We start from the raw sequence: 25,866 nt of genomic DNA on the forward strand, positions 1-25,866 counted from the left end.
AAAACATCCTTAGATTTACATAAATCTAAGGATGTCACTTTTTTCTTTTTTCATAAATTTATAGATGGCTATAAATAACTTTATTAACTTATAACCTACTTCAATACTATCTTCTCATGCTTTCCTGTTTCCAAATTTACAACCCATCCTCTTGCTTCTACTTCACTGCAGGCACTATTAAAAACAAGAGTTTTATGCAGCTTTTTAAAACCAAAGCTATCATGCACATGACCACATAAAAAATATAAAGGTTTTTTATCTTTTATCATAGCTCTCACAGCTGTGCTTCCATAATATTTACCATTATCAGCTTTATCCAGGCATTTATATGGAGGAATATGTGATATAATAATACTTTTGTTGTTTATATTAAGCTTAGCTAACCTGTATGTCATATCTTCTTCATTACCTTCACGCCTTGTCCCATACATGAAGAAATTAGTATATTCTATTGTCACAAAATTGTTAAAAACCTCTGAGCTGCAGTAAGGTAAATAATTTTCATCTGTCTTATCAACATTAAAAACATCATGATTACCTTGTATGAATATAATCTTTCTATTGAGTTTAGTTAAAATATACATGACCTTTTTATAATCACTATACTGTTTATTTTCAAGCTCCTCAAAAAAATCACAGGAGTAATCCTTTGCTATATCTCCACATAAGATTATAAGTTCTATATCATGCCTGTTTTTAATAAAATCAGCTATTTTGCTAAGTATATCAAATCTTCCATGTATATCGCTGGTTACAAATGCTTTCATAACTTTTTAAACTACTCCCTTATTAGCCGCTCCCATAATACCCGCAGGCATCTCTTCCTTCAATCTCCACACAAAGCTAATAGGCATGCTTCCTCTGTGGCTCACATACTCTGCCTCTCCCAGATAAATATAAGGTGCAGCTAAACCATCCTTCTTCTTATTTTCTCTAACAAATAAAACTATTTTATTACCTGTTTTGAAATGATTAATATACCTTTGTCCTGTTTCACTTTCTAAACTGGTTCTACTTTGACTTTGCCAATGGAACAACCTCTCATTCATGGCGTAGTCCTCATAAAGAGTGGAGGGAGAATAATCCTTTTCTGATTTATTTAAGGTTATAAAAAATGCATCTACTTTCATTTCTCTAAAATACTTTACTCCTTCTCTAAAGGATGGCTTTTTATTTTCATTAAAATATCCAAAGGCAGCCATAATCTGATCTATAGAATAATTGCAATGTAAATCTAATGGAACAGTACCTCCTAAATCCACAGTTTTATCTATAAAATCAATATGTAAGTAATTATAATTAAGAATTTCTACAGCTTCTTCTATTAATTCCTTATTATTAGAACAAAGGTTATATAAAGCCTGCTCAAAGGATTCATAACCTATTTTTTCTGGAGGTTCCATATAAAAGCTGTAATATAACATTCCAAGCATATGTTTTTCTTTTTCATCTAAATTGATAGTGTCAAATTTAGATTTTAAAGTTAACACTTTTATCATAAACTCTATAAGTTTTCTTGAATTAATATGAAATAGGTTTTTCATTTTCTTTGTAAGAAGTACTTCATCCTTGTTTACATAGTCATCTATTAATCCTGCTTCAACCTTCATTCTGGAAAAACTTCTGTCTCCATTTTTGCCATAAACATCAACTAAACTGTAATTATAATAATCTAAAAAGTTTTCAAGTGTTGGCTTTTTGTAAGAGTCACCTTCAAAGTATTTCAATTTACTTATAAGGCTTGCTTTTGTCAATTTAGCTCCCTTTATATTTCTTAATATATACTCTTTAGCTTGTTTTTCTAAATGTATATAGCAGCCTTTAGGTAAATTTAAAAATCCATTGTTTATACTATATTCTACTGAATGTTTTGATTTACCAATGAGTGCTTTAAATTTTTGCTCAAAATCATAGTTTTTATGAGCCTGACCTACAAAGTCCAGTACTGTTAAACATTCTTTTCCTTCACATAATCTAAGACCTCTTCCAAGCTGCTGCAAAAATACTGTTAAGCTTTCCGTTGGCCTTAAAAACAGCACTGTATTTACTTCTGGTATGTCTACACCTTCATTATATAAATCTACTGTAAATATAAACTTCACTTCACCTGATATAAGTCTTCTTTTAGCATTATTTCTTTCTTCACTGCTGCTTTCTCCAAGTACTGCTATAGAAGGAATACATCTTCTGTTAAATCTATCTGCCATATATTTAGCATGTTCTACACTTACACAAAAGCCTAGTCCCACAACCTCATCAATATCTGTAACATATTTATACAAACTGCTTATTATTCCACTTACTCTAATATCATTACTGGTATATACATTTTCAAGCTCATTTTTATCATATCCGCCTCTAGTCCATTTAAGCTTAGATAAATCCACACTATCTGATACTGCAAAGTATTGAAATGGGCTCAAAAGCTTTTTGTCTATGGCTTCTGATAACCTCATTTCTGCTGCTATTCTATCATCAAAGCGTTCCAGTACATTTTTGCCATCCATTCTCTCTGGAGTAGCTGTTAATCCTAAAAGTATCTTTGGATCATAATAATCTAAAAGTTTTTTATAGGAAGGTGCTTCTGCATGATGAAACTCATCTACAATTATAAAATCATAAAAATCAGAAGTAGTCTTTTCATAAAGCCTTGAAGAATTAAAGCTTTGTATACTCATAAACAGGTAATCCAAAGACTCTGGTATATTTCCACCTACATATAAATCACCAAAATTATTATCCTTTAATATAGCTCTGAAGGTGTCTCTACTCTGCTTTAATATTTCTTCTCTGTGAGCTATAAATAAAAGCCTATTTTTCTCTTTTCTATTTTCTTTTACAAAGTCCTTATAATCAAAGGCTGCTATAACTGTTTTTCCAACTCCTGTAGCTGCTACTATAAGGTTTTTACATCTTCCATATAGTGTTCTTTCAGCCTTAAGTTTTTCTAATATTTCCTTTTGATAATAGTAGGGATGTATATCTAAACTAAATATAGTATTATCATTACTATCAGTTTTACTTTCCTTTTTTAAAGAAGTTATAAGCCTTTTTTTATCCCCTTCAAGTTCTCCATTAAAACTATTAAACTCATCATCATTCCAGTAGCTTTCAAATGTTGCCTGAAACTTTTTAATAATATCAAAGGAATCTTTTTCCGTAACTTTTATATTCCACTCAAGTCCAGAGGTTAGTGCTGCATTAGATAAATTGGAAGATCCTATATAAGCTGTAGTAAAGCCTGTTTCCCTTTTAAAAAGATAAGCCTTTGCATGAAGCCTTGTTCTATCAGTATCATAGGATATTTTTATTTCAGTGTTTTTAAGCTTACTAAGTTCTTCAATAGCTTTATAATCAGTAGCTCCCATATAAGAAGTAGTAATAATCCTAAGCTTATGATCTTCTCCTTCTGTAAACTCTTTAAGCTCTTCAATTATGCACCTTAAACCACTCCATTTAATAAAGGACACCAACATATCAATAGAATCACAGCACAATATTTCTTTTTTTATTTCACTCATCATGTCTGGCTCCTGCTTCGAACCAGTGAAAAGTGAGCTTTGAGAAATTGGAGTTACTGGTCTTACTGCCTTATTTTCCTTAACAGCTTTAATGCTATTTATTTTTGAATACAAAGCCGTAAGCATTTCCCCTTCTTCATCAATTTTTAACCCAGTAATGTTTTTTTCATGGGCTAATTTGCTTAAACTTTTTATAAGCTCATTGCAAGCCTTTATTTGTGAAATCAAAGCTTCCTTATCATTCTTTTTATTACTTTCCCTTATAAATCTTAAACACTTTTTAACTACAGAAGATATGTAACTTGTGAGTATAGTTTTAGCTTCTTCTACATCTATAGTTTCTTTTTCAAGAACATATTTATCTAAATCTAATTCTTTTATCTTATTTTTAAGATCTTCATATATTACCTGCTCATAGACCCCATCCTTTATCATAGTTGACACTCCCCTGCTACTTTCCAATTTACATTGATATGTGCATATTATAACTTATTCTTACCTTTTTATCAAAAATAAGGTATATATTGATACTTACTCCTTAAAGAGTTTTAAATTTTGTATGATAAGTAGTTTTATGATATAATTACCTATTGTCGTTAAACAATGACTAAATAAAAAATGTAAAGTGAGATTATTAAAATGAGAAATGAAAAATTAGAAAGAACAATAATCAAAATAGATAATGAAATTGCTGCTATGAATATAGCTAAAAAGTACTTATCAAATGTAGAAGAAATAAATGAAGTAAAGGAAACTTTAAATAACAAAAGGCAATTATTAGCCAATGAAATATATGCCGAGGATCATAGTTCTTATTCAGAATGCCGAGAAGTCATAGAAGGAATGTTAGATAAAGAATTAGAAAAAGAAGAACAAGTTGAATTGCTTGAAACGATAAAAGACAAATTTGGAAGAAAATCACCAAATGTAAGCAAAGTAAGTAATGGACTTAATGCTTGGTTGAAAGAACTTAATATTGAATATAGTTGGATTAATAATGAAGAAACTGGTTGGGATAAATTGATTATAACTGGATTTGGATTATATAAGCAGAAATAAACAGAGTTCTTGGTTTCAGGTGGAGTTTTTTTCTCCATCTGAAACTTAGAAATCGTTATCCATAGACGTAGCAGCCGTAATCCCCCCACTTTATAAGAAAAGCAGATATCCCAAATCTTTGATTTGGTGATAGTCGCTTTCGCTGTGTGCGATGGGGGGATTACGGCTGCTACGCCATCGGATAAAATTGGCAAACTGAGTTGCAACTGCTACTTTGCCTCAGAAATCATTACTTCCTTCCCCTTAAACACAATGGCAAGCTTTATTACATCTTTAACCCCACAATTTATAAGCTCCTCATCATATTTCATTTTATCTATTTGCTTTAATGCTTCCACTTTTCCCTGTTCTATTGTTTCCTTTGACAACACATTTATTTTCTTAAATTCAATAATAATTCCTGGCTTTGAGATATCCTTTGGAATTATCATTACATCGTACCTTCCAAAGCCGCTTTCCTTATTTGATTTCACTTCATGAGTATTTGAAATGGACACAAGCATTCCAAGTACAAAGGCGTGGTATACTTTTTCTGGCTCTTTTCCTGATATGTCAAAGTAACTCAAATTATTCATTACAAATTCCTGAAAAGCATAGCCAAAGTTTTCTATATCACCAGTGACTAAATTACTTAACATTTCCTCATACTTTTGATTAGTCATAGCTTCCTGAAACCATTTTACTATTAAATTTTCATAAAATATATGAACTTCTTCATTTGGGATTTGGAGTTCACAATTTAATCTTCCTCTTATAAGTTCTGTCTTTACAGCCTTCAAATATCCGCTCAAAAGTAAAAAACTCCATATATTTTGGTTGGAATCTTCAACCTCTGCCATGACTATAGTATCATCAATCACCTTATTTATGGATTTTCCTTCAATAAGATATTCCAAATCTAATTTTATTTCTTTATCCCCTTTTAATAGAAGCCTTTTTATAAGATCATTGCTGCTGCTATTAATCCAGTAAGGCATAAATCCATCTCTTATATTTTTTAAATAATTTAACACTGACCATGGATTGTACATTACTTCTCCAGCAAAAACATAGCCATTATACCATTTCTTTATGTTTTTCATATCTTCCACTGCATTATAATAATTAGCTAGTTCTTCAACTTCTTTTTCTGTAAATCCAAATTTATCATTAAAATTATATCTTAAAATAGTATTTACTTCTAAATTGTTTAAACCTGAAAAAATACTTTCCTTTGCCACTCTAAGGATACCTGTTATTAATGACTTTTCAATGTATGGATTATCTTTTAATGCAGCTGTTAGTAAATTTCTTATTAGAACTATCATTTCATTGTAGTATCCTCTAAGATATCCTTCTTGTATTGGCACATCATATTCATCTATAAAGAGCATCACTTTTCTTCCATAATGCTTATTCATATACCCCATAAGAGAGCTTATTGCCTCTGATACACTTCCTATGGAAGCTTTTCTTGAAATTATTTCTTTAAAATCATTTTTATCAAATTCAGTTAACTTATCACTATCAAGTAAATATTCATGCTCTTTATATAAATTTGATAATAGAACTTTTATTCCATCCTCAAAATTTTCAAAGGATATATGTTTTTGATTTTTAAAAGTAATGAAGATAACAGGATATTCTCCCTGAAGCTTCATTATTTCCTTTTCCTTTTCTATTTTTAAGCCTTTAAATAAATCTTTAGTTTCTTCTTTAGTTCTTATATCAAAAAAATATTTAAGCATACTTAAATTTAATGTCTTTCCGAACCTTCTAGGCCTTGGTGTTAATATTATTTTCGCACCATTTTCTATAAATTCCTTTATCAATAAACTTTTATCTACAAAGTAATTATTTCCTTCTATTAATTCTTTAAAATCTGATGTTCCTACTTGTATTTTCTTCATTAATGCACCTTCCTTCTTTATAAGGGGGTTTTTATTTTCCCATAATGATTTTCTTAATTGTATTATAGCCTATAAATTAATTATTTAAAATTATCAAGTGATTCTTAGACTCAGATGGAGTTTGCTTATGAGGAATACCTCTTACCTGAGCAAAAGCTCGTAAAATACCATTTAGGCATTTTACCCATCTGAGTCTTAGAAGAACTTATCCAGGGGCGTGTCAGCCGTTATCCCCCCACTTTATAAGAAGATGGGGAGATTACGGCTGGTAGCCATCGTATAAAAAAATTTTCCTAATATCCCTTATTTTTAAGTTCTGATACGATTTCCACATATTTTTCTATTACATCGAATCCCTTATAATCTTCTCTTCTTAAATCTATAATGTCTCCATGAGAGATTCCACGCCTTCCTTTATTTCTAAATATTCCTTTAAATTCGCCCCATTTTGCAGAATCAATTGCTACTAGGCCATCATTTTCACCTTCTGTAAGCTTTACAAAAATATAAGGTATTGCTACTACATAATCGCTGAAGATATTCTTCACTACTGATGTATAACTTTGATAATATACTTGCTCTACATCCTTTACCTCTTCATTAAATTTTTTGCTATGATAAGTTGAGAACTGTCTGCTTGCAGTGTAAAAATCAGGATTCTTATCACCTAAAAGCTTGTAGTGTTTATCAAAAAATCTAGCAACAGCTTTGTAGATTTTATCAGGAATTTTACAGGCAATATCAACAAACTTACAACCTCTATGTGGTGATGATATCATAGTTAGAGATGCTACATAGTCCCCCATCTCTAATTTACTAATCATATAACGTGCATCCAGTCCGCCTTTTGAATGTGCAATAATATTCACCTTTTCACAGCCTGTTTCTTTCAATATATCAAGGATTTTATCTTTAATGTCCTTTGCATTGTACTCAACTGTTCCCCAAGCTTCTTGATTACCATAATAGACCGTTGCTCCATTCCGAATCAATTCTTTAGGTATCCTTCCCCAGTAATTAAGGTATTTTAAATCTCTGAATCCAACACCATGAACTAATACTAGAGGATATTTTGTTTTACAAACTGCTGAATCAACCCGTGCTTCATGATTAATTACTTTATAGCACTCATGATCGTATTCCATTGCTGCAATATGACAAGCATATAACATTATAAAAATATTTATAATAGGAATGAAACTCCAAAATCCTACTATAAGTCTTTTCACAATATTTAATCTCCTTGAAGTACACAAAATTCGGAGCATTCCATTTACAAGTAAAGTAATAATAGTTAATACAACAATAATACTATCTATAATTACAACTTTTTTAGGAATTCCAAAGTTTTGTATTGTAGCACGTGATGTTAAATATATTACCGTTTGAATAAGAGCTGTATATAATCCATATAAAACAATACGTCTTCCACCTAACATCACCCTTAGTCTTAAATTTACAATTTGCTTTTTTGTATTTGGAGCTATGTTTACTTTCATCCAAAGATAAGAGATGAAAACAATCATCGCCGTTAAAATAATCCATTTACATATAAAATTATCTTGTCCAATTTTAGTACGCTCACTAAAAAAATGCCCTAATAAAACAATATGAGGAGCAAAAATAAAAAATATATACATGAAGCTTTTATGTAATACATTTAATTTTTTAGTAATATCTAAACCTATGATACAAATTACTATTAGCGTTAATACAAAAGTTATTATAGAAGTTATCATAATTATCCATCTCCTTAGCTGTCATTTTTAATCACTACCAAATTTACTCCTTCAAAATTCCTAAATTAATACCTAAAATAGTAGTATACATATAAAAATTGTATAGCAATTTTGCATAAATTGCTATACAATTTTTACCATTTACAATTTAAATATATTTATTCAACACACCTAGCATATGAATATTCAAGGCAAGCATTAAAAATTGATATTTGGGGGTAGTACCCGTAAATCTGTCACCAGAGGCAAAGTAGCTATCAAATGATTGATAACCGTAGCTTTAAGATGTAAGCAGTATTGAACAATGAAAAAATAGTTGACAAACATCTTCTATAAGTATATTCTACAATTGTAGAATATACTTATAGAAGAGGAGATGTTTTTATTGACAATTAAAAAAATTCCTGAGTCGGAATTAGATATTATGAAAGTTATATGGATGAGCACACTTCCAGTATCGTCTAAACAAATAGTTAAAGTTATGGAAGAAAAGAAAGGCTGGAAAAATACAACTGTTCTAACATTACTTTCACGTCTTGTAAAGAAAAAATTTATAAATTCAAAAAATGAAAAAAGAATAAATTATTATACTCCTATTATAACGGAACGTGAATACTTGGGATTTGAAACGAAAAAATTTTTTCAAAAGTTTCACAGCAATTCATTAAAAAGCTTTATTAATACACTCCATGAAAATAATGATATTACTGATGATGATTTAGATAAATTAGATAAATGGATTAAAAATAGGTGATAATTATGATAGAAACTTTTATTAAAGATCTATTACGTACATCTTTAATAGGCAGCATATGTATTATCATTATTATAATTCTTCAAAAAACTTTATTTAAAAGATATACACATAAATTTCGTTATTATATATGGTTAACTGTAGTAATAAAAATGCTTCTACCTTTTATAATTCCAGTTTGTATGTATCAAAAAATATATGAGTATTTATTATATAAACCCTATAGTATTAAAGCAACAATTAATAGTGTTGGTTCAATAAATAATAATATAAATACAAAAATCAATGTTATATATAGTAGTGTTATAAATTATTCTAAAATATTATTTTATTTATGGTTAATTTTTGTAGTAATATTCTCAATATATAATATCTTTTCTTATATTAATCTTAAATATAAAATTAAACAGTTTATGTATGATATATCTGATGATGGAATAAATTATATATATTTAAATTTGTTAAAAGAAATGAATATAAAGAAAAAAGTTTCATTAAAATTCTGCAAAGGAATTTCAATGCCATTAGGTATAGGAATAATAGATTGTTATGTATTACTTCCAGAAGTTAAGTATAATAATACAGAAATAAAATATATACTAAAACATGAACTAATGCATTTCAAAAATCATGATACTATATATAAAATTATATTGCTGATAACTAAAGTAATTCATTGGTTTAATCCATTAATTTATATAATGTGCAAATTGATAGATAATAATTGTGAATTATATTGTGATGAAGCTGTGCTGAAAAATTTGAACATAGACGAAAGAAAGATATATGCATCAACTCTCATAAATTCTATAAGGCTTAACAAAAAATATATACTGAAGAGTAATATTATGATGGGATTTAGTAGTAATAAAAAAATATTAAAATGGAGGATAGAAAATATGTTGAATTTTAAAACAAGAAAAAAAGGTATAATTATTGGAATTTTAGCTATATTACTAACAGCAGGCTCTATTATAAGTGTGCCTACTTTTGCTAAAAATAGTACTCCAAATAAACAAAATAGTGTTTCAAACAAATCCAATATAGTAAATAACCAATCTACTAAAGATACTAATGTAAAAGCGGTTGTATATTCAGGTACAACAAAAGATATGCCACAGAAATATAAAGATATGTTTAATATTAAAGATTCTTCTAAAGAAAATAATAAACATATTATTTTGAAAGCACATAACTATACGTATTCAAATGCACCAGAAGATGCTAAAAGACAATATGAAAAAGATTGTAAATCATTGAATATAAAACCTGATCCATCTCATGTTATTATTGTACCGGAAAAATAAAAATATAGAAAAAAGGATATTCATATATAATAATTCTATTATGCTTGTACTGAATTTTTATAGTTATCTATTGGAATTCTTACATTCATATCTAAGTCAAAATTTCCATACGAAGTTACGTGATTATATATTAATGGAGTTAAAGCTCTGAAATCTTCTGATTAGCGTATTTATATATACCAAGTAATTTTGCAAGAGGTGATGGGCTTAATTGCCACCACCTTATTTTCTCTTTTATTCTGACTTTTGGATAAGTCAGCTAACTTAAATAACTTTTCTAAACTTACCTAATGTAAAAATATAAAACATCCCATAAATTACAATGAAAGTTACAATACTTATAACTATAGGCAATACTAAGTTACATTCCATTAATTTGCTTAATATTACTATACCAAATGAACTGTGAATTACACCTACAAGCAAAGGCAGGATGAAATATACTGCAGTTTGCTTTGAAATGGTCCTTTTTAGTTCTTTTTCTGTCATTCCAATTTTTAATAAAATTTTATATTTTTCTTTGTCCATATAAGCTTCACTTAAAATTTTAAAATGAATAATGCTTCCTGTCGCTACTACAAAAACTAGTGCTAAAAAACATCCCATAAAGAAAATAACTCCATAAGGTTCATATCCAGATCTATATTTTTCAGCATAGGAATATAAGTTATCGTCTAAAACTCTTATAGTTTTTAACTTTGCAGACAAATCTAATGTGTTTTTCTGATCATTTACTATAATGCCGTAAAATTTGCTTTCCTTAAAATTACTCTTTATATTTTCATAATCTTTATCATTTACTACTAAACAAGGATCATTTTTTATTCCACCAAATAAAGGTGTTTTTAAATCCATTTTTACATTATATTTTAAATTGTTAATCTCAATGTTTTGTATTTTATTTGCTTGTACAAGAGTTTTAGGTCTTTGTACATAAATTACCTCACCACTTCTAAGTTCTGATTTTTCTAAAATATCTTCTGCATCTTTAGCCTTTAAATCTTTTGTTATCTTTTTAAAATCAGAAGCTTTAACTACCATAAATTCATCACCTGAGAAATTCTCATCAGTTTTGAACTTATTTACAAAAATAAAATTTGCTTTTTCTTTTAATAAAATATTGTGATTTGATGAAGTAATATAATTATTAACTTTAGGTTCAATTTCATCTCCTGTATTTCCATCTAATACATAAGTAAAAGAATAAGGAAGGTCTAATTCTATTTTTGTATTATATTTAATTGAAGTTGCTGTTCCTAAAGCTGTAATTGCTGATGCAATCAAAATAGCAATAGTTGCAAGAGTTTTGTAATTTCCTTTAATTCTAAAAACAATATTGGATATGCTTACAACGTTTGTACCATTATATAAAACTTGTTTTTTATCTAAAAGATATCTCATTATCATTGAAAAGAAAGAACCAAAAAGCCAGTAAGTTGCAAATATAACCATTATAGTTATAACAGGGACGCTTGCAATTACCATTAATTTGGGCAAGCCTATGCACATACCATACGCTATTAAAATTATTATGATTGAAGCTGCTGCTTTAAATTTACTTAACTTAGGAAGTCCTTCTTGCTGTTTTGAAGCATTAAATAAATCTATTAATTTACTTCTTACTATATTAAAATAACCTAAAACTGAAATTATAAAAAATATAATTAAAAATGTAGTAATTGTTTCAATCAATGCATGTACTGATATAAAAAAGTTTATTTTTACATCTAAAAAGGCAACTTTACATAAAAGCATTATAAATAGTTTTGAAAATAATATTCCAACGAAACTGCCAATGACTATAGCTAGAACTCCTTGTAAAAATCCTTCTAAGGCATAAATTAATCCTATTTTATAATTATCAATGCCCATAAAAGCATAAACTCCTATTTCTTTTTTCTTTTGCTTTAGGAAAAAGGAATTTGAATACCAAATGAAAAATATTAAAAATACAAGAAGTAACACTGCTGTTGAAGTTGATGCTGATCTAACAATATTCATAATCTGATTAAGCTGAACAATTTGTGGATTATCATTTAAAGCTATAAAATTATAATAAACTGCCACAGAAAAAATCATTGCCATAAGATTTAAAGCATAAGTTTTTATATTATGTTTAAAATTATTGTAAGCTATACTAAAGGAGTTCATTAACTGCACCTCCCAAAGCGGCTAGCATTTCAATTATCCTTTGGAAAAATTCCTTTCTGGATTCATTTTTATCAATTCTAGCATGAATCTTTCCATCTTTTATAAATAATATTCTCTTGCAGTAACTTGCTGCAAAAGCATCATGGGTTACCATTATTACTGTTTTATTGAACTTTTCATTCGTACTGCTCAAGCACTGAAGTAATTCTGCAGAGGATTTGGAGTCTAAAGCTCCTGTGGGCTCGTCTGCAAATATTACGGAAGGCTCTGTTATCAAAGCTCTTGCTGCTGCTGTTCTCTGCTTTTGTCCTCCTGAAAGCTCATATGGATAATTTTTTAAGTGCCTATCAATTCCAAAAAACTCACTTAATTGTTTAACCTTATTTTGTATTTCTTTATGATTTACCTTGGATAATGCTAAAGGCAGTGCTATATTGTCTTCCACAGTCATAGTATCCAGCAAATTAAAATCTTGAAAAATAAAACCTATCTTATCCCTTCTAAATAACGATAACTCTTTATTTTTTAATTGGGTTATATCCTTACCATTAAATATAATATTTCCTGTGGTCGGCACATCTATAGTTGAAAGTAAATTTAACAAAGTAGTTTTACCTGCTCCAGAAGGACCCATGATCCCTAAAAATTCACCCTCCTCTACCTTAAGATTAATACCATGAAGTGCTGTAAAAGCCACTGCTTTTGAACCATATATTTTCCCTAAATCCTTAGTTTCTATTACTGTACTCATTTTATTTGCTCCTTTCTATTAATCAAAGCTAGTTATTTTCCAACTGCAAAGTTTGAGTTTTTAATTATATAATCCATTACAGGATCAACATTATTCATATAATCTTTTATTGATGGTGTTATTTGTTTATCTGGATTAAACGCAGAATCGTCTTTATCATAATTACTAAAATGCTTTGTTGAATATTTGATAGTTAATCCCGAATTTGGAAGCTTAAATTTTTTAACTTCACCATAATGGTTAGGCTTTCCTGATGTAGGTTCACCAACAAAAATTGCTTTAGTGTTTTTCTTTAAATCTATAACATTCAATACTGCAGATGAAAAAGTCTTTCTGCCTATAATAACATAAAGCTCTCCATTTTGATTGATCTTGCTCTTTGATATTTCCTTAATGAAATCATTGAGTATTGTTGAAACTCCTCCTCCATTATTCCTCAAATCTATAACAAGCTTTTGTACGTCTTCTTTATTAATTACACCCATAAGCTCTTTAGAAAATTGTTTAAAGCTTTTTTCCTGCATTTCAGAGCATTTATTATAGCTAAAATAAACTGTTTTACTGTCTTTCAAATATTCATACCAATAAGCTTTATCTTGATTTTTCATGTACAAAGGAGTCTTCTCTTCTTCTTTTCCTTTACCAATTACAGCACTAAATACTGTACCAAAACTTAATGGTTTTAAATTGATATCTGATGCTTTCCCACTGCTGTCTTCAAAGGTAAATTTACAACTATCCATATTTTCTATGATATTAAGTCCATGAAGTACTGATGGCATTGCAATATAATAACCTATCTGACTTTTTATACCCTGTTCATTATCATGAGAAATTACCTGTGAAACACTTTTAATTACATCTTCTATTGGTTTATCATTAATTTTCACCAGCTTATTGTACTTGATTTGGCTATACTCCTCTGTTGTATTAATAACATAAATGCCATCATTAAACCAGTACAAATCTAATGGAAACATTTTTTCTGAACTTATGTTAGTACCTGTATGACCATCACCAATAGAAGCCATTATTTTGTTTATACCCATTTGAATTTGATCATCATTCATTTTATTTAAAGACTTCTTTAAATCTTCAATTTCACTGTTAAACTGCTCCTTACTTAATTTAAAGAATAAATTCTTATGTTTTTTAGGAAGTTCTTCTTTAAGATAATCCAAATCCTTCTGCCAAGCTTCTACCCTATTTCCACTTTTAGAAACATACTTGCTGCTGTTATCGCATCCTGAAAAAGCAAACATTATACCTATCATTAATACAGCTGCTATTTTTCTTTTTATTTTAAGCATAAGCTTATTTCCCTCCTTGCAATATATTTTAAGGGGCCTCCTCAATCCTATATATTAATTTTAATCTTTTTATTCTTTCTTCTCCATCACATTACATGACATTTTAAAGTGTTATGTGACATTTTCGTAACCTTAAATATTTTCAAACAAAAAAGCATGAGCATTAAACTCATACCTTAAAATAATCAGATAATTTATAAAAAGTTATAATAAATTCTGTATAGTTTCCAGCTTGTGAAACAGCTTTTATATCATGATTCAGCTTTTCAGCCATTTTTTTAGAGAAGTATAATCCCATTCCTGTTGATTTTCCATTCTTTCTTCCATTACTTCCTGTAAAGCCTTTATCAAATACCCTGGATATGTCTTTAGGCAGTATTCCTATTCCATTATCTCTTACACATAATCTTATAGCTTTTTCATCTTCTTCACAATAAATTTCCACTATTCCATTTTCACCTACATATTTGCAAGCATTGTTTAAAACTTGCTCCAATATATAAGAAAGCCACTTTTTATCTGTTAACACATTAAATTGTAATTCCTTTAATCTTAAATCTATCCTTTTGGAAATGAAAAAAAATGCATTCTTTTTAACAGCCTCATTTACTACTTGCTTTATATTTACTTCATTTATTAAAAGATCCTGTGAGTAGCTAGATGCTCTGCCTGCATAAAGTACCTGTTCAACTAAAAACTTTATTCTTGCAAGTTCACCTCTTAAACTTTCAGGAATATCACTATTTGTATCAATGATATCTTCTAACTTGTCCGATATCAATTCACATACTGAAATAGGAATCTTTATTTCATGAACCCATTTTGTTATATATTCATTTAACTCATCAAGTTCTTCTTTTAACTCATTTACATTTTCATAAAGTTCCTTGTTTTTTAATTTTATTGTATCTTTAATAAGCTTTGCTTCAAAACCATCCTCTTTAGAAATTAGTAAATCTACGTTTTTCTCCTGCATCAACCCTTCATAAAAATCTTTATAATGTTCTTTCCACTTTCTATATCTAAATATTAAAAAGAATATAGAAACAGAAAAAACTAAAATATTCATATATATAACGTCATACATAATCTTTGAAAATTCTGTGGTTCCTATTAGTACTAAATTAACTATTGTGATTATAATGATAAAATGTATAATGGCCCATATAGACTTTTTTAAATATACTTTTAAACTCATAATATTACATATCCTTGTCCTTTTTTAGTTTCTATAAAATCCTTAATACCTATGTCTTCCAGTCTTTTTCTAAGCCTATTTACATTTACAGTTAATGTATTGTCGTTAATAAAAGTATCATCATCCCACAAAATTCTCATAATCCTATCTCGTGATATTATCTTTCCTATATTTTTCATCAAAAGAAGTAATATCTTTAATTCATTTTTTGTTAATTCTATTTTGTTTTCATTATAAGATAAGGTACTGTCATTTATATTTAAAATAACTCCCCTGCACTCAAGTACATCTCCTAAATTTTCTCCATAAGAATATGTTCGTCTAAGCATGGCGTGAAGCTTGGTCACCAATATATCTATAGAAAATGGTTTTGTGACAAAATCATCTCCACCCATTTGTACTGCCATTATTATATCCATATTTGTATTTCTTGAAGATAAAAATATGATTGGTACCTTTGATATTTCTCTTATTTTTTGACACCAGTAAAATCCATCAAAACAAGGCAGATTTATATCCATAATAACTAACTCAGGTTTATTTTGTACAAATTCATTAAGTATATCTTCAAAGTTTTTAACTTTAACAGGATTAAAGCCCCACTTTAAAAGAGCTTCTTGTATTTCTTCACAAAGTCTTAAATCATCCTCTACTGTCATTATTTTATACATGCTTTCACCTCAACGTTACAAATATTGTATTTTCCGTTTCCTACGCCTCGGAAATCATTACTTCCTTCCCCTTAAACACAATAGCAATCTTTATTATATCTTTGACACCACAATTTATAAGCTCCTCATCATATTTCATCTTATCTATTTGCTTTAATGCTTCTACTTTTCCCTGTTCTATTGTTTCCTTTGACAACACATTTATTTTCTTAAATTCAATAATAATTCCTGGCTTTGAGATATCCTTTGGAATTATCATTACATCATATCTTCCAAAACCACTTTCTTTATTTGACTTCACCTTATGAGTGTTTGAAATAGAAACAAGCATTCCAAGTACAAAGGCATGGTATACCTTTTCTGGCTCTTTTCCTGACACATCAAAATAGCTCAAATTATTTATTACAAATTCCTGAAAAGCATAACCAAAGTTTTCTATATCACCAGCAACTAAATTACTTAACATTTCTTCATACTTTTGATTAGTCATAGCTTCCTGAAACCATTTTACTATTAAATTCTTATAAAAAATCAATACTTCTTTATTGGGGATTTTAAGTTCACAATTTAAAATTCCTTCTATATTCTCTGTCTTTACAGCCTTCAAATATCCGCTTAAAAGTAAAAAGCTCCATATATTTTGGTTTGAATCCTCAACCTCTGCCATGACTATAGTATCATCAATTACCTTATTTATGGATTTTCCTTCAATAAGATATTCCAGATCTAATTTTATTTCTTTATCTCCTTTTAATAGAAGCCTTTTTATAAGATCATTGCTGCTGCTGTTAATCCAGTATGGCATAAAACCTTCTCTTATATTTTTTAAATAATTTAAAACTGACCATGGATTATACATTACTTCTCCAGCAAAAACATAACCATTGTACCATTCCTTTATGTTTTTCATATCTTCCACTGCATTATAATAATTAGCTAGTTCCTCCACTTCTTTTTCTGTAAAGCCAAATTTATTATTAAAATTATATCTTAAAACAGTATTTACTTCTAAATTATTTAATCCTGAAAAAATACTTTCCTTTGCAACCCTAAGGATACCTGTTATCAAAGACTTTTCAACGTATGGATTATCTTTTAAGGCAGATGTTAATAAATTTCTTATTAAAACTATCATTTCATTGTAGTATCCTCTAAGATATCCTTCTTGTATTGGCACATCATATTCATCTATAAAAAGCATAACCTTTCTTCCATAATGCTTATTCATATAACCCATAAGAGAACTAATACCATTGCATAAAGAGGCTATTGAAGCTCTTCTCTCTATCATTTCTATATATTCTTTCTTATCTATTTCAGATAATTTATCACTTTGTAGCAAATAGTCATGTTCCTTATACAAGCTAGATAAAAGGAACTCAATACCATCTTTAAAATCTTCATAAGAAATATATTTTTCATTTTTAAAGGTAATAAAGATAACAGGATATTCTCCCTGAAGCTTCATTATTTCCTTTTCCTTTTCTATTTTTAAACCTTTAAATAAATTTTTAGTTTCTTCCTTAGTTCTTATGTCAAAAAAATATTTAAGCATACTTAAATTTAATGTCTTTCCAAACCTTCTAGGTCTTGGTGTCAATATTATATCTGATCCATTTTCTATAAATTCTTTTATCAATAAACTTTTGTCTACAAAGTAGTTATTGCCTTCTATTAATTTTTTAAAATCTGATGTTCCTATTTGTATTGTCTTCATTAATGCACCTTCTTTCTTTATAAGAGATCCGACCATTTTCCTAATTGTATTATAGCCTATAAATTAATTATTTAAAATTATAAAATTGATTTATCAAACTTATTTGTGCTAAACTTGTCTAGAAAAGAGGTGTAGCTAAAATGAAAAAACTACTAAAAGTTGTTGGAGCTGTTATAGAAAATGAAAATAATGAGATACTGTGTGCTCTTCGTTCTCCAAACATGTCCCTTCCAAATATGTGGGAATTCCCTGGCGGAAAAGTTGAAAAAGGTGAGAACTTAAAACAAGCTATAGAAAGAGAAATAAGAGAAGAGTTAGACTGCAATATCAAAGCTTTTGATGTTTTTAATAAAAATACTCATGAATATGATAATTTTGTAGTAAACTTGATTACTGTAAAATGTAAATTGGCATCTGGCAAACCCACTGCTAGTGAACATTCTAAACTTATATGGTTAAAAAGAGAAAATTTACTTTCACTAAAGTGGGCTCCTGCAGACATTCCTGCTGCTGTGCAGTTAGCCGAAGAAAAGGCATAGCAAAACACTATACCTTTTCTGAACTTTTTACCCAAAAATTATAATTTATTGATTTTTGAAATTCTATCCTTAAACTTCAGTTTTAACATAGGATATACATTCTTTAAAAAAGAACCTCTTTCTTTTTCAAATACATGAATTACTATTTCTTCACCAGTATCCCATTCTTCATATGTATACATCAAATAATAAGAGTAATCATATATATTATCATCCTTTGTAATAATACAGCCAAAGCCGTTGGAAAAGTATTTAATCCAATTGATTATATCTTCTTCTCCATCTAGTTTTACCCACAAGTCTCTAATAAAACTAGGATCTTCTTCAGAGTTTAGTCGTTCATTATAAGGAAAATTCCATTCATTAGAGGTTGTTATTAATCTTTGATTAACAAAATCTTGAGCTTCCTTCGAATAATCTGTCAGCTTATAAAGCCTTGATTTGTCATATAAAATGTCAGCTATAGAGTTTTTTACATACTCATCCATATTGTCTAATGAAGTTTGTCTAAAGTTTATTAATAAACTTTCTTTAATGGCTTCTATATTTTCAATATTCTTCTCATCATTTGATTTATAATAATTATATAAAAATTCTTTAACAGGATTACTCAGATATCCACTCCTATCAGAGCACTGGCTATCATAAAAAACTTTAAATTCGTAATTACGCATTTCTTCTTTATCTGGATCTAAATTTTTATCATATTCCGTATACCTAAAAAATACACTGCTATTACTAAAAAATAAACTTATCATATCTTTTATGATATCATTTTGTTTTAAATAAAAATTTTTATTTTCCACTTGGTGATTTAATTTAAATATCAAATCATCATTATACTCATCTTGAATAACTCTAATATAAAGCATTTTTCACCACCCTAATTTACCCATCATACTCAACTAAGGCCTTCTTTAAGTTTCTAACTCCCCCTCTAGGATTTTCTACATCACCCTTATATCTAGGAATTATATGAACATGCAAATGCTTTATTGTTTGCCCAGCATAATAACCAACATTAACTCCTACATTATACCCTGCTGGTTCATACTGAATATCTAACATTTCCTTAACCTCATGCATAAGGCTGTATATAGCTTTTATTTCTTCTTCTGATGCTTCAAATAAAAATGGGAAATGCCTTTTTGGTATTATCAAGGTATGGCCTTCATTTACAGGGAATTTATCCATTATAGCAAAAGCAAGCTTATTTTCTGCTATTATTTCTGATTTGTTGTAGTTACAAAATATACACTCTGTCATTTTAATCCTCTCCTCTTAATTTACAAACATTTATTTCAATACTTAAAGTATCTAATATTTAATTAAACCATTACTTCAAATATCCTTTTCTCCTCTTCTTCAATCCACTCTACAGTATATTTTTTATTCTTATTAAAGTTAAAAGTTAAAAGATATCCTTCTTTTACCCCCTGTTCTGTCATATATTCTGCAAGCTGATGTACTCCTTTTTCTCTGTAAGCTTCACCATTCCATATTTTAAGTTCTACTATGTATTTTTTATTTCCATAAGTAATTACTACATCCATTCTTTTATTCTTTCTTGTTTGAGGTTCTACAAAACTAAAGCCTTTTCCATTTAAAATAGGCTTTAAGTATGCTAAAAATATGAGTCTGCCGTTGGTTTCGTAAAAGTGTTCATCTTCTTCTCTATATTGTTCATACATAAATTCTTGAAACTTTAATAGAACTTTTTCCATATTTAATTCTTCATCATCTAAAACCTCTTCCTTATCTATTTGTGTAAGTTTTGATGCAGCTTTCTGAACATCCTTTTGTGCAATAAGATAATCATATAATAACATTTCAAAAACCTTATTGTTCATGATAAGTCTACCGTTATCCTCTGATAATATTCCATACATCAATGCTTTTTCATAAGCAAAAGGATTATAAGGAATTTGCTTTCCTTCCACTAATATCTGATAAACTACAGCTTTTATTTCACTATAATTTTCAATATTTTTAATAACATCATCAAAAAGAGTATTATGTTCATTTAATGCCATTTTTATGGATTTTTTAAGTCCTTTTAATGTCCATTCCCTTCCAAGGTACTCATCAATATTTTTACAAAGCCTACTTACAAGATAAGGATATCCACTAGTAAAATTTCTTATCTCCTGAGATAAAAGTTCTACATCCATATCTATTTCAGTTTCATCTACATACTCATTAAGCATTGTTTTTATTTCTTCTTGAGAAAAGGTCATATCTACTTTAAAATCTGCTGCTATATTCCAAGGAGAATTAAAAACTCTATCCTTTTCTTCTCTGATTTGAAGCTTAATATTCTTGATATCATTTACTCCACCTAATATAACGCTTTTAAAAGTTATATCTTTCCTAGCATTCATAGCTAAATATTTATTTCTAAGCACTCCTAAAAACTGCATAAATACTCTATTACCACTACTTTTATCTACCTCATCTATGATTAAAACCATATCATTATCATATTCATCAATCATATCAGTAATATTTTCAGACAAATCATTAAAATTTCTTGTTTTTTCTCCATAACTTTTTAGTTTCTCATATAACTCTTTATTAGTGAATCTAACACTTTTAGCAAATATATTGAATATAATCTCACAAAATTTCTCTTCAGTTTGAAAAATATCATCGCCAATTCCCTCAAAACTAGTATCAATTACAACGTATTTTTTACTTAATTCTTCTACCAATTGATTGAAGGTAGTAGTTTTTCCAAACTGTCTTGGTCTGTTTATTGTAAAATAGGCTCCTTTATCTACCATTTCAACAATCTTTTTTACCTTACCACTTATATCAACCATGAAATGTTTTTCAGGTATACATAAACCTGTGACATTAAATTCCTTCATCAAAACTGATCCTCCTTCATGATTATAATTTCTATTTAAATTCTTCCTGTTTAGATATCATTTTAATATATTATTCTTCTCCGTAACACCCTGATCATACTATTATTTTATCATATACTATTATTTTTCAAGTATGTACAAATACCCATTTTTCATTTTGACCTCCATTTAGGGGACTATTATCTATGTATTCATAGTACCTAAACTTATCTGCTTTTCACTACAATATTTACAATCATATCACATAATACTATATTGTACCAATTTTATGTCAATGTAAAACTTTTTTACATTATTTTTATATATCAAGGGTTACAGAGTTTTTTAAAAGATAGTGCACAATCCTTATAACTGCTAGAGACCATTAAACGAGTTAGAGATTTTAAGTAATGCAGGCATTGTAAATATAACCTTAACCAATCTATATCAGTGGTTAAGGTTATATTTTTCCATTATTTATGATATTATTTTCTGTGCTATAAATAACATATACTTTTAATCTGTAGATAATATCATTATCTATTTATTTTGTTTAAAAGCCACGCCATATTCTCACCAATGGACTTCATATTTCTCATGCCTTCAGTATCATTAAGTACCTCGCCAACTTCTTTTCCGTATACCATATTCCAATAGGTACCCCCAACTAAATACATTTGCATACAGTGTAAAAAATAATTCATGGTATCAAAGGCACGTGTTGCTCCTCCTCTACGAACAGCCACTACAGAAGCACCTACTTTGTGTTTAAAAATACCCTCATTAGCATTCGCTACCATTCCAACTCTTTCTAATAAGGCTTTCATATTTGCTGTAACATCTGCAAAATATACTGGTGATCCTAAAATAATTCCATCAGCTTCAATCATTTTTTCTATACATTCATTTACAATATCATTTTTAAAAACACATTTATTATCTTTGCTTTTAAAACAGTTTCCACAGCCTATGCATCCATTAATCTTTTTATTAGATAAATCAATTAACTCAGTCTCTATACCTGATTTTCTTAATTCGCTGAATATTGCCTCTATGATTATAGAAGTATTTCCATCTTTTCGTGCACTTCCATTGATAGCTATAACTTTCATTTATATCACTCCTAATTAATAATTATTGTTTTAAATCACACTGTTGTGTGTTAAAATTTATTTAATATGTCGTACAACATAGTTTTATTATATTTTATTTACAGCGATTTGAATAATAGCAATGATATATATGGTTATAACTAAAAGTTATATGAGGGGTAAAAAATGATTAATGTAGATCAAATGAAATATTTTATAGAAATAGTTGAGCAAGGCAGTCTAAATAAAGCTGCACAGCATTTATATATTTCACAGCCTGCACTTACAAAACAATTAGGGATTTTAGAAAAATCCCTAAAATGCAAGTTATTAATAAGAACACCAAATGGTATAAAATTAACTGCTCCAGGCAGATATTTCTATGAACGTTCAAAAACAATTACTTCTATGATTAATGAAACTATAACTAAAATCGAAGGATTTAGTAATGGAAATATAATTAGAGTTGGTTCACTGCCAAATTTAATAACATATTTCTTGCCTAAGTATATTGATAAATTTAAAAGCTTAAACTATGAAGTATTTATAGATTCCTTGGATACAAACAGTGAATTAATCACCAGTTTAGATAATGATTTATTTAATATAGTATTTGTATCTGATTCAATTGAAAAGCCTAATTTTGTTACTATTCCATTAGTTGTTGAACCGTTTTTTGTTGTTATGAATAGTACAAATTATTTAGCTAAGATTGATGAAATTGATTTTTTTACAATAGTAAAAGAAAAGTTGATTTTGTATAAAGACCCATGTCCAATAAGAGCAAAAATTAGAGCACATTGCAATCTTATGAACCTTGTACCAAATATTATATTGGAACTTGAAGAAACAGAGTCAGTTATCAAATATGTTGAACAAGATCTTGGTATAACAATCTTACCTAAAATGGTTGTCAATAATATAAATAATCCATTAATAATAGTACGTGAAATCAAAAAATTTCCTATTCATAGAGTAGTTTCAGCAGTAATAAAAAAAGAGGAAAGTTCGATTTTTTTACCAATGCTATTATTATAAACATTAATCTAACTTTGTCCACTTATCTAAAAAGCTTATAGTCTCTTTCCAACAGTCAATATTTGCTTTTGCATAGCTATCTATATCCTCTGGATATTTGTCTGAAGGATATATAGATTGATAAGGTACTGTTAGCATATGTCCCGATTTTTCATAAGTAATATGTTTATATTCATATTTAAAATGAGCTTTTCTGAGCAATTCTACAATTATTTCACAGTGAATTTTAGAAGGCCAAATGTTGTCTTTCAAAGATGAAATCATTAAAATGGGCCCGTTTATCTTCTCTACTGGAATTACAGCTTCATCAACATTTCCTTTTTCAACAAGTTTATTATACATCCATGCCACTGATTTTTTATCTCTTAACATCATCTTAATAAGTGTTCTAACCAAAATAGAAAAACTAAATTTTATATAAGGAAATTCTTTTCCTTTATACATCCATGATGAATGTCTAGAAGGAAAAGAATTAGTTTTTAAACCTTCATAAACATAACAGCTTGGTGTATTAGCAATAACACAACTTATGTCTTTAAACATAGATGCAGAAAGTAAAACCATTTCTCCACCTTTTGATCTACCATAAATTCCAATCTTATTTTTAATTACAGTAGCTTGTTTCTTTAACCAGTTTATTGCATTTTCAACGTATTCAAGGTCAATGCAGCTTAGGCTCTCCTTAGTTCCTTCAAGAGCAAAGTAAGCTACTGCTAATGCTGAATATCCATGCATTGCAAAGAGTTCAGCAATTGCTTGTGCCTTTTCAATTCTACCATCACTTCCACTTAACACAATTACTGCTGGCCTTGGAGTATTGTCCTTTGAAGTAAAATATCTTGCTAAAAGTTTATCTTCTATTACATTCACACTTCTAATGTTTTCATTGCAATAAATCCTTTTATGTACTTTTGATGCGATAACTGCACCGTTACTCTCTACTTGAAAAGTAATAGTATGATTTCTATTCTCTCCTATATCATTTAAACTTGTAGGTACATTAGCTTTTTGATTTTTTTTCACACTCATGGAATAGAAAAGTCCCATTTTATCTATATTTTTATATGTTCCCTCAATAGGCTTAGCATTTTCCAAATCTATATTTCCATTTTCATCAGCTGTAAAAACTGCGTAAGACTCCCATTCTGCTTTATCTCCTACATCAAATATGGAAGTATTTATACAATAGTAGTCATTGCTTAAGGCACGAATTATTACTTTTTGATTTTTCAGAAGCCCACTTATTTCTATGTTTACAGATTCATCTGCTTTTGATACTTCAGGCATAATATTTATTGTGCAATTACTTTTCATTGCTTTCTCCTCCTATATTAACCCTTTCTTCATAACCAATCCAATTGCTTCCATCATAATTTGCTATTTTCTTTAACAGCTCCCATAGATTTTCCAATTCCTTTTCCTCAAAATTACCAAACACATCTTCCAGATATTCATTTCCTTTTTTATAATACTCTTCCATGATTTCTCTACATTCTTTTGTTATCCTAATATTTACAGCACGTTTATCTTTTTCGTTTTTTTCCCAAAACACATAGTTCTTTTTTTGTAAACTATCAATAATGTGTTTTACATTCTGTTTCGTACATCCCATTTTATCTGCTATTTGACTGTATGATGCCTTATCCTCTGGTAAATGTAAAATTGTCAAAAGTACCATCCACTGTCTTACAGTTATTCTTTCGTCAATTTTATCACCTTGTATTTGAATCTTATTTGATAAATAAAAAATTGTTGAAAAAATCTGCTGTATATAATATTGATTCATTTTTTCTCTCCTTAATAAAATTAGTTAACATGTTGTCTATTTTGAATATACTCCTCTTTTTTTCAAAAGTAAAGCAAAATATAAATTGGGAATGGAAAATTAATTCTTTAAAGGACATCTTCTAAAAACAAAATAAACACCTAGTCTTACCTAAGTGTTTATTTTAAAATATACCTTATATGTACTACTATAGATTTTATTTTCCTCTAAGGTTCTGCTTCCTTAGGACATTTAAAATTTATTAGTCATCATTAAGGGTATAATTTTTTCCTGAACGTCTTCTATGTTTTCATTATATTCTATATTTTAAAAATTTTCAATCTTTTTATCGCAAATATTTTTATTTCATAACTTTTTAGCATTTATTGCAAGCACAGCTCGATTTATAATCTTTGTTATATCTAAAAAACTACCTGATTATTTGGCAAATTTTTATTGATGATCTTGATTTTTATAAACAACCGAGTATAATGTAGTTATACAAATCATACTTTTC

21 protein-coding genes are annotated in these 25,866 nt (G+C 28.4%); 5 read left to right on the forward strand and 16 right to left on the reverse strand.

Annotation, left to right across the window (positions count from 1 at the left end; genetic code table 11):
- Nucleotides 1-95: 95 nt before the first annotated feature.
- Nucleotides 96-767, reverse strand: a complete 672-nt coding sequence (locus tag Q6H37_RS19500) for a metallophosphoesterase family protein (protein ID WP_318735506.1) — start codon at nt 765-767, stop codon at nt 96-98.
- 6 nt (nt 768-773) lie between these two features.
- Nucleotides 774-3,956 (reverse strand): DEAD/DEAH box helicase, encoded by a 3,183-nt coding sequence (locus tag Q6H37_RS19505; RefSeq protein WP_318735508.1) that lies wholly within the window; start codon nt 3,954-3,956, stop codon nt 774-776.
- Between the two features lie 204 nt (nt 3,957-4,160).
- On the opposite strand from Q6H37_RS19505, the gene Q6H37_RS19510 reads away from it, so the two are divergent.
- A complete protein-coding gene (locus Q6H37_RS19510) occupies nt 4,161-4,580 on the forward strand; it encodes a hypothetical protein (RefSeq protein ID WP_318735510.1) in 420 nt (139 codons plus the stop codon).
- Nucleotides 4,581-4,789: 209 nt separating this feature from the next.
- Here the strand turns inward: Q6H37_RS19510 and Q6H37_RS19515 are convergent, their stop codons facing one another.
- Together Q6H37_RS19515 and Q6H37_RS19520 are read right to left on the reverse strand one after the other, a co-directional pair.
- Nucleotides 4,790-6,469: an AAA family ATPase gene (locus Q6H37_RS19515; RefSeq protein ID WP_318735513.1), complete on the reverse strand. Its 1,680-nt coding sequence runs from the start codon at nt 6,467-6,469 to the stop codon at nt 4,790-4,792.
- 293 nt (nt 6,470-6,762) lie between these two features.
- On the reverse strand, nt 6,763-8,208 hold the full coding sequence (locus Q6H37_RS19520) for a triacylglycerol lipase (protein WP_318735515.1): 1,446 nt from the start codon (nt 8,206-8,208) through the stop codon (nt 6,763-6,765).
- Between the two features lie 385 nt (nt 8,209-8,593).
- On the opposite strand from Q6H37_RS19520, the gene Q6H37_RS19525 reads away from it, so the two are divergent.
- Nucleotides 8,594-8,962 (forward strand): BlaI/MecI/CopY family transcriptional regulator, encoded by a 369-nt coding sequence (locus tag Q6H37_RS19525; protein WP_318735518.1) that lies wholly within the window; start codon nt 8,594-8,596, stop codon nt 8,960-8,962.
- 5 nt (nt 8,963-8,967) lie between these two features.
- Nucleotides 8,968-10,269 (forward strand): M56 family metallopeptidase, encoded by a 1,302-nt coding sequence (locus Q6H37_RS19530; RefSeq protein ID WP_318735520.1) that lies wholly within the window; start codon nt 8,968-8,970, stop codon nt 10,267-10,269.
- 264 nt (nt 10,270-10,533) lie between these two features.
- Here Q6H37_RS19530 and Q6H37_RS19535 read toward each other — a convergent pair whose 3' ends face one another.
- The 6 genes from Q6H37_RS19535 to Q6H37_RS19560 all read right to left on the reverse strand — a co-directional run bounded on the left by Q6H37_RS19535 (nt 10,534) and on the right by Q6H37_RS19560 (nt 18,067).
- Nucleotides 10,534-12,420 carry an ABC transporter permease gene (locus Q6H37_RS19535; RefSeq protein WP_318735523.1) on the reverse strand — a complete coding sequence of 629 codons (1,887 nt, stop codon included), beginning with the start codon at nt 12,418-12,420 and terminating at the stop codon, nt 10,534-10,536.
- Nucleotides 12,407-13,171 carry an ABC transporter ATP-binding protein gene (locus Q6H37_RS19540; RefSeq protein WP_318735527.1) on the reverse strand — a complete coding sequence of 255 codons (765 nt, stop codon included), beginning with the start codon at nt 13,169-13,171 and terminating at the stop codon, nt 12,407-12,409. Before Q6H37_RS19540 ends, Q6H37_RS19535 begins: the two co-directional genes overlap by 14 nt.
- Nucleotides 13,172-13,203: 32 nt before the next feature.
- On the reverse strand, nt 13,204-14,481 hold the full coding sequence (locus tag Q6H37_RS19545; protein ID WP_318735530.1) for a S41 family peptidase: 1,278 nt from the start codon (nt 14,479-14,481) through the stop codon (nt 13,204-13,206).
- Nucleotides 14,482-14,650: 169 nt separating this feature from the next.
- Entirely contained in the window at nt 14,651-15,679 is a 1,029-nt protein-coding gene (locus Q6H37_RS19550) for a sensor histidine kinase (RefSeq protein WP_318735533.1), read from the reverse strand.
- Nucleotides 15,676-16,350 carry a response regulator transcription factor gene (locus tag Q6H37_RS19555; protein ID WP_318735536.1) on the reverse strand — a complete coding sequence of 225 codons (675 nt, stop codon included), beginning with the start codon at nt 16,348-16,350 and terminating at the stop codon, nt 15,676-15,678. The genes Q6H37_RS19550 and Q6H37_RS19555 overlap by 4 nt, the downstream gene beginning before the upstream one ends.
- Before the next feature lie 40 nt (nt 16,351-16,390).
- Nucleotides 16,391-18,067, reverse strand: coding sequence for an AAA family ATPase (locus Q6H37_RS19560; protein WP_318735538.1), 1,677 nt, complete (start codon nt 18,065-18,067; stop codon nt 16,391-16,393).
- Nucleotides 18,068-18,207: 140 nt separating this feature from the next.
- Between Q6H37_RS19560 and Q6H37_RS19565 the strand changes: the two genes are divergently transcribed.
- On the forward strand, nt 18,208-18,606 hold the full coding sequence (locus Q6H37_RS19565; protein WP_318735541.1) for a (deoxy)nucleoside triphosphate pyrophosphohydrolase: 399 nt from the start codon (nt 18,208-18,210) through the stop codon (nt 18,604-18,606).
- A gap of 38 nt (nt 18,607-18,644) precedes the next feature.
- Here Q6H37_RS19565 and Q6H37_RS19570 read toward each other — a convergent pair whose 3' ends face one another.
- The 4 genes from Q6H37_RS19570 to Q6H37_RS19585 all read right to left on the reverse strand — a co-directional run bounded on the left by Q6H37_RS19570 (nt 18,645) and on the right by Q6H37_RS19585 (nt 22,567).
- Complete coding sequence (locus tag Q6H37_RS19570) at nt 18,645-19,478, reverse strand: hypothetical protein (RefSeq protein ID WP_318735544.1); 834 nt, start codon at nt 19,476-19,478, stop codon at nt 18,645-18,647.
- A gap of 16 nt (nt 19,479-19,494) precedes the next feature.
- Nucleotides 19,495-19,872 (reverse strand): HIT family protein, encoded by a 378-nt coding sequence (locus Q6H37_RS19575; RefSeq protein WP_318735547.1) that lies wholly within the window; start codon nt 19,870-19,872, stop codon nt 19,495-19,497.
- A 62-nt stretch (nt 19,873-19,934) separates the two neighbouring features.
- Nucleotides 19,935-21,476, reverse strand: a complete 1,542-nt coding sequence (locus Q6H37_RS19580) for an AAA-like domain-containing protein (protein WP_318735549.1) — start codon at nt 21,474-21,476, stop codon at nt 19,935-19,937.
- A gap of 515 nt (nt 21,477-21,991) precedes the next feature.
- Nucleotides 21,992-22,567, reverse strand: a complete 576-nt coding sequence (locus Q6H37_RS19585) for a flavodoxin family protein (RefSeq protein WP_318735551.1) — start codon at nt 22,565-22,567, stop codon at nt 21,992-21,994.
- Nucleotides 22,568-22,732: 165 nt separating this feature from the next.
- Between Q6H37_RS19585 and Q6H37_RS19590 the strand changes: the two genes are divergently transcribed.
- Nucleotides 22,733-23,584, forward strand: a complete 852-nt coding sequence (locus Q6H37_RS19590; RefSeq protein ID WP_318735554.1) for a LysR family transcriptional regulator — start codon at nt 22,733-22,735, stop codon at nt 23,582-23,584.
- Between the two features lie 3 nt (nt 23,585-23,587).
- On the opposite strand, the gene Q6H37_RS19595 is transcribed toward Q6H37_RS19590, so the two are convergent.
- Together Q6H37_RS19595 and Q6H37_RS19600 are read right to left on the reverse strand one after the other, a co-directional pair.
- Complete coding sequence (locus Q6H37_RS19595; RefSeq protein ID WP_318735556.1) at nt 23,588-24,898, reverse strand: acyl-CoA thioesterase/bile acid-CoA:amino acid N-acyltransferase family protein; 1,311 nt, start codon at nt 24,896-24,898, stop codon at nt 23,588-23,590.
- A complete protein-coding gene (locus Q6H37_RS19600; protein ID WP_318735559.1) occupies nt 24,888-25,370 on the reverse strand; it encodes a MarR family transcriptional regulator in 483 nt (160 codons plus the stop codon). The genes Q6H37_RS19595 and Q6H37_RS19600 overlap by 11 nt, the downstream gene beginning before the upstream one ends.
- Nucleotides 25,371-25,866 lie beyond the last annotated feature (496 nt).

Source organism: Clostridium sp. JS66 (assembly GCF_033561535.1).
Taxonomy (GTDB): Bacteria; Bacillota; Clostridia; order Clostridiales; family Clostridiaceae; genus Clostridium_AM; species Clostridium_AM carboxidivorans.